The sequence below is a fragment of the Salegentibacter sp. UBA1130 genome (assembly GCF_002311535.1).
Lineage (GTDB): Bacteria > Bacteroidota > Bacteroidia > Flavobacteriales > Flavobacteriaceae > Salegentibacter > Salegentibacter agarivorans.
The window spans coordinates 134,169-150,526 of the sequence record NZ_DCAP01000022.1 but is presented as its reverse complement, the minus strand read 5'-3'; the positions used below and the strand labels follow the sequence as shown (position 1 = coordinate 150,526).

Genomic DNA, 16,358 nt, shown 5'->3' with positions numbered 1-16,358 from the left:
AATTATGATACTTCTAAGAAAATATCTGGCCATTGTGGCCGTTTTTTCCCTCTTTTTTACCTCGTGTACAAAAGATGAGGAAGGAACCTTAATCAACGATCCAGGTTCAGAGAGTTTTGCTGAATTAAGTCTGGGGGCAAACCTTAATGACTTTGTAAACCGTGCAGCGGTCAAGCAAAGTATTCCCGACTGTTCATCTGACGCTCCAGCCTATGCGCATATAGAATTAACACATAATGCAGGTACAGACCTGGAAGGTGTTATTAATGTAAATGTTCCTATTTTAAGCGAAGATGGAAGCTTTTTCACTGATTATGACGAAGATTTAAAAATTCCTGTAGCAAATGCTGATGATAAAACAGCTACGGTTTCAGTCACTACCTTCCTGGTATATGATGGTGATCCAGATGATGCAGGATCTACCGTCATTTGGGCTGCACCGGCAACTACCAGTGAATATGGAGCTTTTGTGAATCAGGGTCTTCCATATAACTTTCCAATAAGAGCAGGTTCAAAAAAATATGTGGATATTGAAGTGCTGTGTTTTGATGACCGTGAGGTAAATTTATATGGTTATCAATTCTTTGATCTGGTACCTGAGGTACTTCACGAAGTGTGTATTTTTGCAAACTATTGTGATGATGATGGAAGACACTATACTGCCAATTACAGCCTTGAGGTTATATATACCGGTGGAGACGAAAATAGAACTTTGTATACAAGCATGGATCTACCAGAAGATAGCTATGGATTTGATGAAGATACCGGTGATTATTATGCTGATCCTTTCTGCTTCGCAGTTCCAGCGCCTATGTTTGATGAAACCAGTACTACAGAATATATAAGAATAATTGCAACTTTATCAAATTGGGAAGGAAATTATCCAACTCCTGCTGAGGAAGAAATTGTTCTTAATCTTACCTGGTCACAAATAATGGAGAGTGTTCGTGAAGATGGTACTATTGATTATTTCCATATCCTATTCTGCGACGATGATGATCCAGGAAACGGGAATGGAGAAGAGTGTGATCCTCAAGATCCTGCTGCTGATTGTGATAACGATACAATACCTAACGGACAGGATAATTGCCCAGCTACTCCCAATACAGATCAAGCCGATCTGGATGAAGATGGAATAGGAGACGTTTGTGACTCAGACATTGATGGAGATGATATCTTAAATGAAAATGAGAATCCTGGGTGTGTAAGAGATCCCGATCCAACATGTGGTGATTCAGTTGCAGAGTGTCCTACTTTACCATCAGCTGGCGACTGTGAAAGAGTTTACGTAGCCGGAACTGATGTAACTGATCTTACCGAGTGGATAGCAATAACAGATTCAGAACCATTACCAATTTTCATAGGTAATAATACAACCGTAGCATTAGGCTTGATTTCTTTTGATGCTGACGGAGATATGTTACTTATAAATACAAATACCAGTTTTTATCTGAAAGATTATAGGTTGGAAATTGTAGATGAATTGGGTGACGCAATTACATGTGTATACGAAGATGATCTAACGGCACCAGAGGATACCAATGAAGCTGATGTGGATGTAGAAGTTGCAGGAGATTTCTCTGGAACTGTCTATGTTCGTTTTTCTGCTAACGTTTGTTCAAGATCTGATACCTAGAATAAAATTACCCAGTAAATTTATAACCGGGGGGTGACTAATTCACTGGGTTTTTGTAATCCTCACTCTTGAAGATTACAAAAGAGGCTGTGCGAAATTTTCGCACAGCTTTTTTGTTAAAAAAATTAACAGAGTGAAAATAAGTCTGTATGTTGGCCAAAAGTTTCTGAGAATTTGCAGTTCAATTTTAATTAAAAACTGGCTGAAATAATAGCAAAAAGAGTCCTTTAGGAAGAGGTGAAAAAGTATTTTTATTAAGTTTTATAGATTCCCAAATTGTTTTAAAACTGAAAAATCTTCATCCTTGTAGGAATCTGATTATTAAAATTTTAGAGTTGTAAAAGCCGGTTTTTTTTTGGAATGACCTTTGTAAATCCAGAATGAAATTTATATTAATTAAATCATAAAAAAAAGTAAACCCTACTTATGAAAAAAAGCAAATTTTTGTTACTACCTGTTCTAGCGATTCTGGCATGTAGTAAAGATCCAATTTCAGAAAATCAAGAAGCAGAAACGCAACTCAAACCAGAAGAAATCTCAGATCAACAATCAGAAATGGCCTTTCCTAACGATCTGGGCCCTGTTTCCCAAATTTATTATGCCGGTCAAAAAATGCCCGTAGAAGTTCATGGTGATGATTATGTTTACCAGGGTGATATTTTGATTCCTAAAGGTCAATCAAGCAAATCCCCACAATCTATTGTTTATAAAAACAAAGAGGCTATTCCGCAGGAAAAGAGTACAGGGCGTACTTCGGGAATGTGGCCAGATAATACCGTTTATTATTCTATAAATTCCAGCCTACCCGATAAAAACAGGGTTCACGATGCAATACGTCACTGGGAGAATAATACCCCGTTAAAGTTTGTTGAAAGGTCAGGACAATCTAACTACATATACTTTACTACCGGCTCCGGCTGTTCTTCTTATGTAGGGATGATTGGCGGTAGACAGAATATAACGCTATCTGATTACTGTAGCACCGGGAATACCATTCACGAAATTGGTCATGCCGTAGGACTTTGGCACGAACAAAGCCGTGTAGATAGGAATAATTATATTACGGTACACCTGGATAATGTGAGAAGCGGTACAGAGCATAATTTTCATACTTACGAAGCCAGTGGTCTTGATGGTGATGAATATACCACAAGCCTGGATTTTGAGTCTATAATGATGTATGGCGCTTATTCTTTTTCTAAGAATGGGGAGCCCACTATAACCAGAACAAATGGTAACACCTACCAGGTGCAACGTTCCGCACTTTCTTCAGGAGATATATCTGGCATTAAAAGTATGTATACAGATGATGGGTCAGAACCCAAATATGTAAATGGAGAATATTATACTCTTAACGGATTAACGGTACTCAGAAATTATGATAGATGGTATTATAATTCTAAATGGGGCTGGAAAGAAGTAGAGATTAAATATGGTTACTGGTTTTTTGTATAATTAAAAGGAAAACAGGTATCTATAAAAACCCGGGGGAAAACCTCCGGGTTTTTTATTTCTATAATTTTCTGGCCTGCAAACTGTAGATCTAATTTCCACACCCTTTGTGGTTAAATTCCACAATTATTAGAATCTATATAAATCAAATTGGAAGCCTACGAATTTTTTTAATTTTATTTTTATAAATTAAGTCGTGCATTACTTCCTGTTGTTTAAAATGTTCGATGAGCATTTTAAGAATATTTAATGTTTTGATTTTCTGCGTTTCCGGGAAGAAAATAAATAATTTAAGTTTATCGAGATTAATGGTATTTCATCTGGGTTCTCTTTTAGATTTTGCAAAAAAGATAGTTGATCTTTTCAGTTTTTTATATCTCTGTAAGAAAAAGACTAATAATTACAGGAATTGAATTTGGTTAATCTTACAGGGTTTTCCCCATACACTAGTTGCATTCCTCATCATAAATTAGTGTTAAGATTTAAAGGCAATATCCTACCAGCCTGAAAATTCCCCCCACTCAATTTACCCCTACACTGTGTATTGAAATACACCTGATTTAGTTCAGGTTAAATAATTAAACTATTTAGGCAATGAAAAAAATTATACGTTTTAGCCTGGGAATAATTCTAATATTGTTTTGTGTTGTTTCCTGTACAAAGGAAGAAGTAGGTAAGGAATTAGAAGAGTCTCATGCTGTAGGAAAACTTTCTTTTGGAAGTGTACTAAGCGACCTGGCCAACCGTAACCAGTTAAATAAACAAACTTCCTCTGATTCTTATGATATTCCACAATGTTCAAATGAGAATCCTCTGTTTGTTAGAGTTGCTATTAAGGTAAAGGATGAAAGTGGTAATTGGGTTTGGTATAAAAATTCTCACCAGGATAAGATTGAAATTCAAGTTAATCCAAACGGAACCGATTTGGATAATGATGGGAATTTGGATGCGTGGTTTACCCAGGAGTCAGCAGATCTGGAACTTGAAGAAGGAGAGTATAGCATAGAATATTTTGCGGTAGCCACTGCAGCCGGCAATGATGAGGCTGACATTATTTATATGGCTCCCAGGATTCCTAATGGAGATTTAGATTATACCCAAAGTATTCAATATCACAATTTCGTAGATAATCCATTACCAATACAAGTTAAGATACGTCCCGGGGTAAAATATTACCAACCGGTAGAAGTATTATGTTATGAAGAGCACTATGCTTTTGCCTTTGGTTATCTATTCTTCGATTTTAATACAACTAATTTAATTTACCTATGTACCTACGGCAATGTATGTGATGAAGATCAAAGACATATGCCTGCGCAATTTAAAATGAAAGTATGGAAAGACTCTAATGAGGCTGACTTGCTTGTTGTGGCCCAAAATGAAAGAAAGACCTTTAGTGATGAAAACGGCACCCATTATTATGCTGATGCACTCTGTTTTCCACTTCCCGAAATAGAAGAATATTATGCAAAAATATGGCTCGTGGAGGGCGAAACGGAAACTCTAATAAGAGAAGGAAGTTTTGATGCTGAAGATCTTGCTAACGTATACCAGGAAGAACAGCAGCATTATTACTACCATTTTAGAGAAGCTTGTTGCGATGAAGCAGGTAATTTCGATTTATTAAATGATTTAACCGAAAACGAAGGAGAATGTGAAGAAGAACCCCAGGATCCGGAAGAACCGGAAGACTGCGTACCTTGTGATAACAATGAGGGTGGGAAAATAAAGGAGCTAACGGTTAAATATTTAGGTGACGATGCAATTAATTTGGTGGTAACTCATAACGGTCCAGACTCTCCTTACGTAATATTTAACGGAGTTGTAAATAACAATGAAGAAATACTGTTGCCAGGGGAGGCAACAAATGGAGGACATCCTATTCCTTCAGTATGGACAGAATTGGAATTTACAATTTCAGAAACATCATATAATCTACATACAAGTTGCTCAGAGCCATTTTATCCGGGCCAAATTTTCGGAAATAATCTTTTTATGGTGGTGTCGGCAACCAACGTAGATAATCAATCAATATGCGAAATAGAATAAATTTAAATATTAAACTCATAGGCCTGTCATTGGGTGGTTCTTTTTACAGGCTTATTAATCAAACCTTTTATTAATTAATCTAAATTTTTTATTATGAAAAACTTTAAAATTTATTTGGCTTACGTCGCTCTTTTAGCGATGGTAATGACTTCCTGTAGTAAGGAAGACAATCCAGACAGTCCGGATGGGCCTGCTGGTGATGAAATGGCAACTTTAGGCTTTACCGCTCTATTGGAGGATTTTGACAGGGCGATGATGAATAAACAACAGGACCCTGATTTAGGATCCGTTAACAATGGTTTACCAGTTTGTTCTGACGATCCTGCTCCAGATAAGGTAAGAGTAATGCTAGAACGAGATGTTGATGGCACTTGGGAAGGAGTCAAAGATCCATCTGATGGTGATTTTGAAATTGAGGTACCGGTAAAATATGATCCTAACAGCGGAACCTGGATTACTGATGAAGGAGATAATGATGAGCTAGAACTAGAAGAAGGAAATTATCGTATAACTTATTTTGCAGTTTTAGAAGGTGAAACAATAATTTACATAGCCCCTAGGGATAGTGATCATGCGGATTATGGTCCAGCAGAATATGGAAATTTTGTAAGTGATCCTTTGCCTAGTGATTCATTTTTATTACAAAAGGGTGTGAAAAAGTATATTGATGTAGAAGTTCTGTGCTATGATGACCATTATGTTTACCGGTATGGTTACCTATTCTTTGATTTTGAGGAAGTAGATATTCTCTATTTATGTCTTTTTGGAAATGTATGTGATGAAGATACTGGAAGACATACTCCTGCAAAATTCAGGTTTGATGTTTGGAATTACAGTGGAGATGGATTAAATCCTAAGGGATCAATACTTTACAGTGATACAAACGAGTGGGGTACCTATGAAGAAACCAATGGTGATGCCTATGCTACACCTCTTTGTGTTCAATTACCTGATCGTCCAGGAGTAGAAGACCAATATTATGGTGAGCTATGGTTGGTAGATGAAAGTGGTGCTATCATTAATGTAGAAGATGGACCAATTAGACTTGGAGTATTTGATGAAGAGGATGTAACTAATCAGACTTGGGCAGGATACGAAGTTGATGAAGATGGTGATTCAACTAGTAACTACTACCACTTTAGAGAAGGAGCTTGTATGAGTCAAGACGATTCTGATCCTTGTTTATTTAAAGATATAGCTTATTATGAAAATGATTTTAATGACGGTGAAACATTTATAAGTAATGGAGTAGTAACTGGTACAGAATACGACTTTAGTTCTACTGCCGGTTGGACTCCAGGGGGTACTGATTCTAGTGCACCGCTATGGGCAGAGGGAACATATACCTTTACCAGTAATCCAAACGATGTTCATAACCATTGGATTGACTTCGAAAATGGAAATGATTTCTTTATTTTAAATGGTGATACTCAAGCGGGGGTAGAAGCATATTTCTCTATTACTCAAGACGATGTTTGTCCTGGAGCGGATTACTTCGTAGCTTTCGATATTCTGAATGTGTATAACGGATCTAATTCACCGGATAATGATATCCGATTAATAGCAGAAGTTGATGGAACTCCATTAGATGATAGCGACCAAATTATCGTTGTCCCTTATAATAATGCAAATTGGACAAGGGTAGCGCTTAGAGTTAAAGCAAATAGCTCGGGAGCATTAGACATCAGATTTGTAGATGATAACACTGTAGCTTCTGGAAATGATTTTGCAATAGATAACGTGGTTATCTCGAATGATCCAAGTATTACTTCTCCGAATGATATTGAGGTAGTACAAGATTAGAAAACTAATATTTAATTTTTTTGGAAGAGCCCAATTTGGGCTCTTCTTTTTTATGCCTTAATTTCAGATTTCACATAGGTTCTTAAATCTTCAAAAAACATCCTAAATTCATTCTCAAATTCTTTGTAAAACTCTCTTAGTTCTTCTACTGCAAGGTGCATTTTGGCGCGATATTTTATTCTTCGGTTCATTTGAAAAAGAATTTTTTCTATTCCATCTATTTCTCGGTAGTTGTAAAGCCAGTTATCGGCAACCATATAGGGAAGAAAATTTTGAACCGGCTTTGGTAAGACTTCAAAATTTTCCTCTAAAAGTTTATAAAAATCTTCGGTATACTCTTTTAACGGGATTTCACAATATTCTTTCCAGTTTGCAGCCAGAAAATGATCATATAATATATCTACAATAACCCGGCTGTAATGGCCGTATCGATCAAATAAACGCTCTACACTTTTACTTACAATAGGATGGGTATCTGTAAAAGTATCAATAGCACGGTGGAGTATTATTCCTTTTTGAATTTCCGGCGGAAAATCTAAATACTGTTTTCCTTTCACCGAATCTGCAATAAAATTACCGATTTTTAGTTGTGAATTATCGCCTGAAAGATATATGTGTGCTAAGAAATTCATCTTTGAAAGTTACGTAAATCCCGTAGTTTCCTGTTTAATTTTTGTTAAGTTTTGGCGCTACCTGTCTGCGGCTTGTATATTTGTTAAAATTTTACTCGATAATAGAGATTTATATATCTATAAATAACACTTTGAGCTCGCCCCTGGCTGGTTCACTATTAAAAAACATTTAATATAAAATAAACTTATGAGTTTAATAAAATCAATTTCAGGAATACGTGGTACAATAGGCGGAAGAACCGGAGATAATCTAACTCCTATAGATACCGTAAAATTCGCCGCTGCTTACGGAACCTGGCTAAAGAATGATTCAGAAAATAAAAAGTTAAAAGTAGTTGTAGGTCGGGACGCCAGGATCTCAGGGAAAATGGTGCAGGAATTAACAATGAATACTCTTACCGGTTTAGGAATAGACGTGATAGATATAGACCTTTCAACCACGCCAACCGTAGAAATAGCCGTGCCTTTAGAAAATGCAGACGGAGGAATTATCTTAACAGCAAGCCATAATCCCAAACAATGGAACGCCCTTAAATTATTAAATAGTAAAGGAGAATTTTTGGATGGGGTAGAGGGTGCTAAAATTCTGGAATATGCCGAGCAGGATAATTTTAATTTTTCTGAAGTTGATGGTCTTGGTTCCATCACCCGGAAAGATAATTATATGGATATCCATATAGAAGAGGTGTTGAAACTTAAACTTGTAGATGCCGAAAAAATTAAAAAAGCCGGTTTTAAAGTGGTAGTTGATGGGGTGAATTCTAGTGGAGGAATTGTTATCCCACAAATTTTAAAGAAAATGGGTGTTGAGGTAGTAGAACTTTATTGTGAGCCAAACGGACATTTTCCGCATAATCCAGAGCCTTTAAAAGAACACCTTACCGATATTTGTGAATTGGTAAAAAAAGAAAAAGCCGATTTTGGAATTGTAGTAGATCCAGATGTAGACAGGCTTGCTTTTATTGATGAAAATGGCGAAATGTTTGGCGAAGAGTATACGTTGGTAGCTTGTGCCGATTATGTTTTATCCAAAACTCCTGGAAATACCGTAAGTAATTTATCATCGTCCCGGGCACTTAGCGATGTGACTAAAAAACACGGTGGGGAATATAAAGCCAGTGCCGTAGGAGAAGTGAACGTTGTTAAACTAATGAAAGATTCTAATGCTATAATTGGCGGGGAAGGAAACGGTGGAATTATCTATCCTGAATCTCATTACGGCCGTGATAGCCTTGTTGGAGTTGGATTGTTTTTAACCCATTTAGCCGAAAAAAATATAAGTGTTTCTGAATTGCGAAAAGAATATACCGCTTATTTTATGAGCAAAAATAAAATTCAGTTGACACCAGAAATTGATGTGGACAGTATTTTAAAGACTATGGAAGAAAAGTATAAAAATGAAGAAGTTTCAACCGTAGACGGAGTAAAAATAGATTTCCCAGAAAACTGGGTGCATTTAAGAAAATCGAATACCGAGCCAATTATAAGAATTTATACCGAAGCAAAATCTCAGGCGAAAGCTGATGCACTAGCTGAGGATATGATTAAAGAAATCGAGAAAATTATAGCTTAGCGAACAACAGCATTTTCGGGAATTTCTTTTCCCACATGTTTCCAGCGCTTGTGCGTCCAGAGATAGAATTCTGGTTTTTCCCGAATTTGTTTTTCCAAATGCTGAATGTAATCTAAGGTTATTTGATTATTTTTTGTTTCAGCAGGATTATCAGAAATATTAATTAAAGAGGCCTTATAATGGCCTCTTTTTACTTTTTCTACATGGAGATATAGTACCACCATATCAAATTCTGTAGCTATTCTTTCAGAACCTGTATAAAAAGGAACTTTTTTCCCCATAAAATCTGTCCAGAATTTATAACTAGATGTTCTGGGAGATTGATCGGCTATCATAGCATAAGCCCCCCGAATACCTTCTTTTTGATTATTGGCTATTCGCAAACTTGCTTTAGAATTTTGTATTAGTTCGGCGCCAAACCGTCTTCTTATATCATTAATTAGTTTGTCAAAACCGGGATTTCTAATTTTTTTATAAATGCCAAATGCGCTGTGTTTAAGATCGTGCAGTTGTAGTGCAAAAAGCCACTCAAAACTGGCATAGTGTCCACACATAAGCATAATACTTTTGTCTAATTTTTCTATTCGCCTAAGCTCTTCAAGATTGGTGTAAACAAATCGTTTTTTTAATTCCTCTTCAGAGATAGAAATACTTTTTATCATTTCCAGAAACATATCACACATATGTGAATAGAATTTCTTTCTTATTTTAATAATTTCTTCAGTAGATTTTTCAGGAAAAACAAGTTTTAAATTATTGGTTACTGTTTTTTTACGGTATCCTATCAGGTAATAAACAATAAAGTAAACTACATCTGAAACCAGGTAGAAAAGAGGAAAAGGAAGAATAGAAATTAGCCAAAGTAGCGGGTAAGCCAACCAAAAAACTACAGCCTGCATAAAATAATTTTCAGCAAATATATGGTATATTTGGCACTAAACTAAAGCTACTATGGGAGAATTAAACCTGGTTACCCTTTTAATAATTGGTGTAAATGTGTTGGTTTCATTCAAAGGATTTAAAGACGATTCTTTTTTTCAGAAATATAAATTTAATATTGCCGATATTAATCGCGGCGCCAAATACCAAATTCTTACTTCAGGTTTTTTGCATGTAAATACTACGCACCTTTTGGTGAATATGCTAACCTTGTATTTTTTCGCCAATTCGGTTATTTTTTTTCTGGGAACAGTAGGTTTTATAATTGTTTATCTTGCCAGTTTGGTTTTAGGGAATTTACTTTCATATTACTTTCATAAAAAAGATATGCATTATACGGCTGTTGGCGCAAGTGGCGCGGTGATGGGCGTCTTGTATTCAGCCATTCTCTTAAGGCCAGATATGATGTTGGGCTTATTTTTTATTATTCCCATCCCGGCATATATTTTTGGAATAGGCTATTTGTTTTATACCATTTACGGGATGAAACGCCAGGTTGGTAATATTGGTCACGATGCCCATTTTGGCGGTGCGGTAGGCGGATATTTATTAACTCTTTTGCTAGCCAGTTGGGTTTTTGAAGAACATTTACTAATGGTATTATTGCTTGCGCTTCCCATTGTTTTTTTATTTGTGATGCAAAAAATGGGAAAAATCTAATTTGGTACTCTTATTGTATTAGCCCTTTCAACTAATAATAAATCACCTATGAAAAAAATAATCTTACTTATGGCCGTAATTACCGGCTTTGGAATGCAAGCTCAAAATGATACAAATCCAGGAATTCACGTTACCGGAGAAGGAGTTGTAAAAGTAGCACCCGATAAAGTCACGATAAAATCCCAAATTGAACACGAAGGCCAAAGTGCTACTTCAGTAAAATTTCAAAATGATGAGGTGGTGAATAAAGTGATTAAGTACCTAAAATCTGAAGGAATTGCCGAAAAAAATATCAATACTAATTATATTAATTTAAATAAGCGCTATAATTACAATGATAAAACCTATACGTATGTAGCTAATCAGGCAATTTCAATTACTTTGGAAGATATTGGCAAATATGAATCTATAATGAAAGGTTTGCTTGAAAATGGCCTTAACGGAATTAATGGAATTGAATTTGAATCTTCAGAGATTGAAAAACATAAGGCTGAAGCCAGAAGAAAAGCGGTGTTAAATGCTAAGGAGAAAGCTGAAGCACTTGCAAAACCTTTGGGTCAAACCGTAGGAAAAGCTTATAAGATTAGTGAGGGGAGTAGTAATAATTACCAGCCGGTTTATGGTGCTATGAGAATAAAAGGTTCTGCAGATGAAGCTTCTAACCAGGAAACGATGGCTCCCGGCGAAATGGAAATAAGCATAGATGTTAATGTTTCTTTTCAGTTACTTATGGAATAGAATCTCAACAGCTGTCACATAAAAAAAGCGCCACTACGGCGCTTTTTTTATGTGTTGAAAACTGAAATACTATCCTTTGTTAAGTAACTCTCCAATTTTATTATCTAAATCGTCACCTCTAAGGTCACGGGCAACAATAGTACCTTCTTCATCTAAAACAAAAGCTGCCGGAATTGCTTTAATCCCATAAAGTTGAGCAACAGGATCCTGCCAGAACTGAAGATTGGAAACCTGGTGCCATGGCAGTCCATCTTCTTCAATAGCTTTTATCCATCGATCTTTTTGGCCAGGCCGATCTAAAGAAACACCAATAACGCTAAGGCCATCGTCTTTATATTTATTATAAGTTCTTACAAGGTTAGGATTTTCTACACGGCAGGGTTTACACCAGGCCGCCCAAAAATCTATTACCGTTACTTTTCCCATCGCGTCTTTTAAAGAAAGTTCGTCACCATCTGGAGTTGGAGCTGTGAAATTAGGAGCTTTGCTACCAACCGCAACTTTACTTTCTTTTTCAAGATTTTGACCAATTTGTTTCCCAATGGCAGTATTTTGAATTTCTTCAGAAAGGCCATCAAACATTTCTTTTATTTCGTTTGTTGGGTAAGATTTCATTCTAAGCATATCGCTAATCACCATTATTGAAACAAATGAATCTGGGTTTTCCTGAACCACCTTTTTCTTATAAACCTTATCGTTATCTATAATTTCAGTTTCAGTTTCCTGTAAGGTTGCAAGTTTAGTACTGTCTTGCTCCTGGAAAGCCGTTCGCATGGCGTTACGACCTTTAGTTACTTTTTCGTTTATATTCTTAAGATGCCCTAAATATTCATACAATAAACGGTTTTCTTTTCCGCCATTTACTTCAGAAGCTCTTATGCTATCTTTATAAACTTTGAAGTTTATTTTTTCATTTTCAGCAATAAATATCACATTGCCCTGTAAACCTTCAAATTCAAGAAAGCTTAAATTTGGAGTTTCTGGATCTTCAAGATCTAATTCAAATTCGCCATTTTCCAGAGAGGTAGAATCAATTCTTTTGGGACGATTGGTGTTTTCGTCAATTTCAGAAACATAAATCATCTTTCCGTTTTCCATTTCGGGAGCGCTTCCAGAAATAAAATATCCTTTATCTTCCTGGCAAGAGGCAAATACGGTTGCAACCGCCAGCATTACTATAATTTTACGCATAAAAATTGGTTTATCTTAAAGCAAAAATAAGCATCTGTCATGGCAATACCTTCCAAATTTTATAAAAAATTGTTAATTTAAACTCTGTAAATTTGTAAGCCTTGCGGAATATGTAATTTTAACAGATATTACTTATTTATGAAAGAACAGAAACAAAATTTACCTTTTGAGATTCAAATTAGTTTTCATAAAGTTGTTGAGCAGTATAAAAAACAGCTCGAGTTTGAAGAAAATGAGATTTCCCGAAATTATATAAAAAGTATTCTGGAGCATGTAGAAGCATTTCCTTCTTTAACTGAAGGAATTAAAGATTTTGAAGAATTAAAAAATTATAAGGAGCCGGTAAGGGTTTTACTGGACGATCTTTTTCCCAATGTACTTACCAATAATGAAATTAAGGCAGCTTCCATACCTTTTCAAAATTTCCTATTTAACAGGTCTAAGCGTTTAAAAAAAATTATGGAGGCTACTCCAGATGATTTTGAACTCGAAATTAGAAATCTTGATAATAAAACAGTGTATGTGCAGGAATGCATTAATATTTTAAACGATTATTACGGTTATAAAATAGATTATTCCCGACCCCTATATTTTGATATACCTGATGAACAGGGTATAGTAAGACGGTATCGCATTGCTTTAAACGGAGATTTCATTGATATCTACCCCAAAGAAAATGCAAAGAAAATTACAGATGAAGATGTAGATGAACTGCTGCAAAATGTTGAAGATATAGATTTATGGCGTAAAAAATTTCCACCTAATAGTTGGGTGTTTAAGGGTTTTACTATCGTAAATCTTACCGATGTAACGATGGATGATGCAATATCGGAATTAAAAACTGCTTTGCTTTTCGAAAAATCTTCAGAAAAAGATGAACTTCAGAAATTAGAAGAGATTTTTAGGTCTATCTATAAAATCCCTGATCTTCGGGTAGGTTTTACCGTTTATAATCCGCAGGACGAAATGTTCGAAAAGATGGAATATAAAGAAGCCAACAGTTATATTTTAAATGATGAATTGGTAAGTGAGTGTAAGAAAGGCGTTTGCGAAGAAGGTTTCAATAATATTTTTAAAAATCACAGTTTTTTTAGCATTGCCAACGTAGATGAATATGCCAAAAAAACAAAAAATAATATCCTTTCCAGAAGATTAAAAGAAGGCGACGTAAAAAGTTGTATTCTGGCCCCGGTAGTTAAAAATAATCGTTTGCTAGGAATCCTGGAGTTGGTGGCGAAGAAAAAGAACCAGCTTAATAGTATTAATACCATTAAATTAGATGAAATTCTCCCTTATATAGCTACGGCGGTAGATAGAAATCGTAGCGATTTTGAAAATAGGGTAAAAGCTGTAATCCAAAGTGAATGTACTTCTATACACCCAAGTGTGCTTTGGGTTTTTGAAAAAGAAGCCAAAAAATTTATTAGAGATTATGATGATGATGGATTGGCTTCCTTTAAAGACATTGTTTTTAAAGATATTTATCCATTATACGGTCAAATAGACGTGGTGGCTTCTTCTGATGCGCGAAATGATGCCATTCAAAAAGATTTGCTTCATCAATTAAAAATTATTGAGTCTATAATAGATAAAGCTTACAAAATAGAGGAACTTCCTATATATGAACAGGTTAAATTTAGAATTTCTGACTTTATGGATGAGCTGGAAAGTAGCCTGAATGCTTCCAGTGAACAAAAGGTGTTTAATTTGCTTCAGAAGGAAGTAAATCCTATTATGAGCCATTTAAGTAAGCAATCTTCTGAATTGAAAAAAGCGGTTGAAGAATATCAAAATCAACTTAATCCTGAAACAGGAATAATTTATGATCATCGAAAAAATTACGATGAAACCGTGCAGCAAATTAATCGCACCATGTCACGATTTTTAGACAGAAAACAAATTGCTGCGCAAAAGATTTATCCGCATTATTTTGAACGTTATAAAACCGATGGAGTAGACCACAATATTTATATTGGCGCTTCTATGGTAAAAGAAAGGCCTTTTAATAAGGTGTATTTATATAATCTTAGACTGTGGCAATTGAGCACTATGTGCGAAATGGAAAACCGATTTTACCAGCTGCAACAAACCACGCCAATTAAGCTTGATGCCGCTTCATTAATCCTGGTTTATAATTCTACCATGTCTATTAGGTATAGGATGGATGAAAAGAAATTTGATGTAGATGGCACCTACAATGCGCGCTATGAAATTATTAAAAAAAGAATAGATAAATCTTTTATAAAAGGAACCGAAGAGCGCATTACCCAAAAAGGAAAGATTGCAATTGTATATAGCCAGCGAGGCGATGAAAAGGAATATTTAAGGTATATAAAATACTTGCAAACCAAGAATTATTTGGGTGAAGACCTGGAATTACTTGAGCTTGAAGATGTACAGGGAGTAGTGGGGCTCAAAGCTATTAGGATAAATGTTTTATATACCCCAGATAGCAATGAACCCGATAGAACGATTACTTATGAAAATTTAATGGAAGAATTACATTAGGTAAAAAGCGCCCACAAAAGCGATTACCGAAACGATAATCCCTATCATAAATACAGTATAAGTTATTCTTAGAATTTTATACTTTCTATGTAAGACTTTACCCAGTAGGTGCAGGTCTAACATTAAAGATTCGTAGACATAATCTTTATCTTTAATAATTTCCTTCATACCCCATTTAAACTGCTCAAATGGCATTTTATGGCTATTTCCAAAGAAAAGAAGGTTTACTTCCCTGTTTTTAACCTGTTCTTTGGTGAATTCTCCACTGGTTACCTGAGGCCGGGTAGATAATACCGAAAGTATTATTGATGCCACACTAAACAAAATAAGGATTAAGGTTGGAATAAGTAGGTGTTTATTACTGGCCGCGTCTAATTTGGGAATCATATTAGCAAGCGCCAGGGAAATAATTATCGCATTTACCGAAAGTAAGATGTTGGCTTTAGTATCGGCAATATCACTCAATTTTATGTGGTTTCTAAGCGTTACCCTAAAAAGTGTTTGGATACTTCTTTCAGGATTATCATTTTTATAACGCGCCTTCATACGCGCTTTAGCTTCTTCTTTCTTTAATTTCTTTTCTTGCTTATTCTTATCGGCAATGAGCTCCAGCAAGTTTTCTTCCTTTTTTGGGCCCCATTCTTCGATAGCATAATCGGTATAGAATTGATGCTTTTCAGTGAACATTCGTATGTTCTCCTGGATCCACTCACCGGTAGTAAAATTCTTAATATTATGAAGTTCTAATTCCTGCCTTAGAAGTTCGCTGGTTTCTTCAAAATATTCTTTAGCAAAATGAGAAGAATCTGCATCCTTTATAATTTTCTCCGGAAGGCTTTCCGGTTTAGAGTCAAATTTTGTGGCATTTATATAATTTAGAACATCTTCAATGAGCTCTGGTGTAGCATTGTTCTGTTTTAAAAAATCTTCGGCAATTTTTATACTTTCATCTTCGTGACCCTTAAAAGTGCGAGTGTAACCAGTGTCATGGAGCCAGGCTGCAAGCAACAGCGCCTCTTCTTGTTTAACATTAATTTCAGAATTGGCAATTAATTCTTTAGTACTTTTAACCACCCGTTCTGTATGCTTGTAATTATGGTATATGTACGTGTTCGGTAATTTTTCTTTGAAAAGATTTAAAACAAAATCATCTGCTTTCTCAATGAGATTATTCATA

At 35.4% G+C, this 16,358-nt stretch carries 12 protein-coding genes; 8 read left to right on the top strand and 4 right to left on the bottom strand.

The features are described 5' to 3' along the window. Window positions 1-4 precede the first annotated feature (4 nt). The 4 genes from B4F31_RS09040 (at window position 5) to B4F31_RS09025 (ending at window position 6,940) form a co-directional block, all read left to right on the top strand. On the top strand, window positions 5-1,636 hold the full coding sequence (locus tag B4F31_RS09040; protein WP_286761153.1) for a thrombospondin type 3 repeat-containing protein: 1,632 nt from the start codon (window positions 5-7) through the stop codon (window positions 1,634-1,636). A 426-nt stretch (window positions 1,637-2,062) separates the two neighbouring features. Further along, on the top strand, window positions 2,063-3,091 hold the full coding sequence (locus B4F31_RS09035) for a M12 family metallopeptidase (protein WP_286761152.1): 1,029 nt from the start codon (window positions 2,063-2,065) through the stop codon (window positions 3,089-3,091). Window positions 3,092-3,682: 591 nt separating this feature from the next. After that, window positions 3,683-5,137, top strand: a complete 1,455-nt coding sequence (locus tag B4F31_RS09030) for a hypothetical protein (protein ID WP_093302237.1) — start codon at window positions 3,683-3,685, stop codon at window positions 5,135-5,137. Window positions 5,138-5,230: 93 nt separating this feature from the next. Then, window positions 5,231-6,940, top strand: a complete 1,710-nt coding sequence (locus B4F31_RS09025; RefSeq protein WP_286761151.1) for a hypothetical protein — start codon at window positions 5,231-5,233, stop codon at window positions 6,938-6,940. Between the two features lie 50 nt (window positions 6,941-6,990). Here B4F31_RS09025 and B4F31_RS09020 read toward each other — a convergent pair whose 3' ends face one another. Continuing rightward, the gene (locus B4F31_RS09020) at window positions 6,991-7,572 is read right to left on the bottom strand and encodes an acyl carrier protein phosphodiesterase (protein WP_286761150.1); all 582 of its coding nucleotides are present in this window, start codon (window positions 7,570-7,572) and stop codon (window positions 6,991-6,993) included. A gap of 187 nt (window positions 7,573-7,759) precedes the next feature. On the opposite strand from B4F31_RS09020, the gene glmM reads away from it, so the two are divergent. Beyond that, a complete protein-coding gene (glmM, locus tag B4F31_RS09015) occupies window positions 7,760-9,145 on the top strand; it encodes a phosphoglucosamine mutase (protein ID WP_286761149.1) in 1,386 nt (461 codons plus the stop codon). Here the strand turns inward: glmM and B4F31_RS09010 are convergent. Then, window positions 9,142-10,044 (bottom strand): lysophospholipid acyltransferase family protein, encoded by a 903-nt coding sequence (locus B4F31_RS09010; RefSeq protein WP_286761148.1) that lies wholly within the window; start codon window positions 10,042-10,044, stop codon window positions 9,142-9,144. The two genes, glmM and B4F31_RS09010, sit on opposite strands and share 4 nt — an antisense overlap. A 52-nt stretch (window positions 10,045-10,096) precedes the next feature. Between B4F31_RS09010 and B4F31_RS09005 the strand changes: the two genes are divergently transcribed. Both B4F31_RS09005 and B4F31_RS09000 read left to right on the top strand, forming a co-directional pair. Continuing rightward, the gene (locus B4F31_RS09005) at window positions 10,097-10,744 is read left to right on the top strand and encodes a rhomboid family intramembrane serine protease (protein WP_286761147.1); all 648 of its coding nucleotides are present in this window, start codon (window positions 10,097-10,099) and stop codon (window positions 10,742-10,744) included. 48 nt (window positions 10,745-10,792) lie between these two features. Continuing rightward, the gene (locus B4F31_RS09000; RefSeq protein ID WP_286761146.1) at window positions 10,793-11,482 is read left to right on the top strand and encodes an SIMPL domain-containing protein; all 690 of its coding nucleotides are present in this window, start codon (window positions 10,793-10,795) and stop codon (window positions 11,480-11,482) included. Window positions 11,483-11,551: 69 nt separating this feature from the next. On the opposite strand, the gene B4F31_RS08995 is transcribed toward B4F31_RS09000, so the two are convergent. After that, window positions 11,552-12,673, bottom strand: a complete 1,122-nt coding sequence (locus B4F31_RS08995; RefSeq protein WP_286761145.1) for a TlpA disulfide reductase family protein — start codon at window positions 12,671-12,673, stop codon at window positions 11,552-11,554. Window positions 12,674-12,811: 138 nt separating this feature from the next. Between B4F31_RS08995 and B4F31_RS08990 the strand changes: the two genes are divergently transcribed. After that, the gene (locus tag B4F31_RS08990; protein ID WP_286761144.1) at window positions 12,812-15,181 is read left to right on the top strand and encodes a GAF domain-containing protein; all 2,370 of its coding nucleotides are present in this window, start codon (window positions 12,812-12,814) and stop codon (window positions 15,179-15,181) included. On the opposite strand, the gene B4F31_RS08985 is transcribed toward B4F31_RS08990, so the two are convergent. Next, entirely contained in the window at window positions 15,173-16,357 is a 1,185-nt protein-coding gene (locus B4F31_RS08985) for a Pycsar system effector family protein (protein ID WP_093302254.1), read from the bottom strand. The genes B4F31_RS08990 and B4F31_RS08985 overlap by 9 nt on opposite strands. Window position 16,358: the final 1 nt, after the last annotated feature.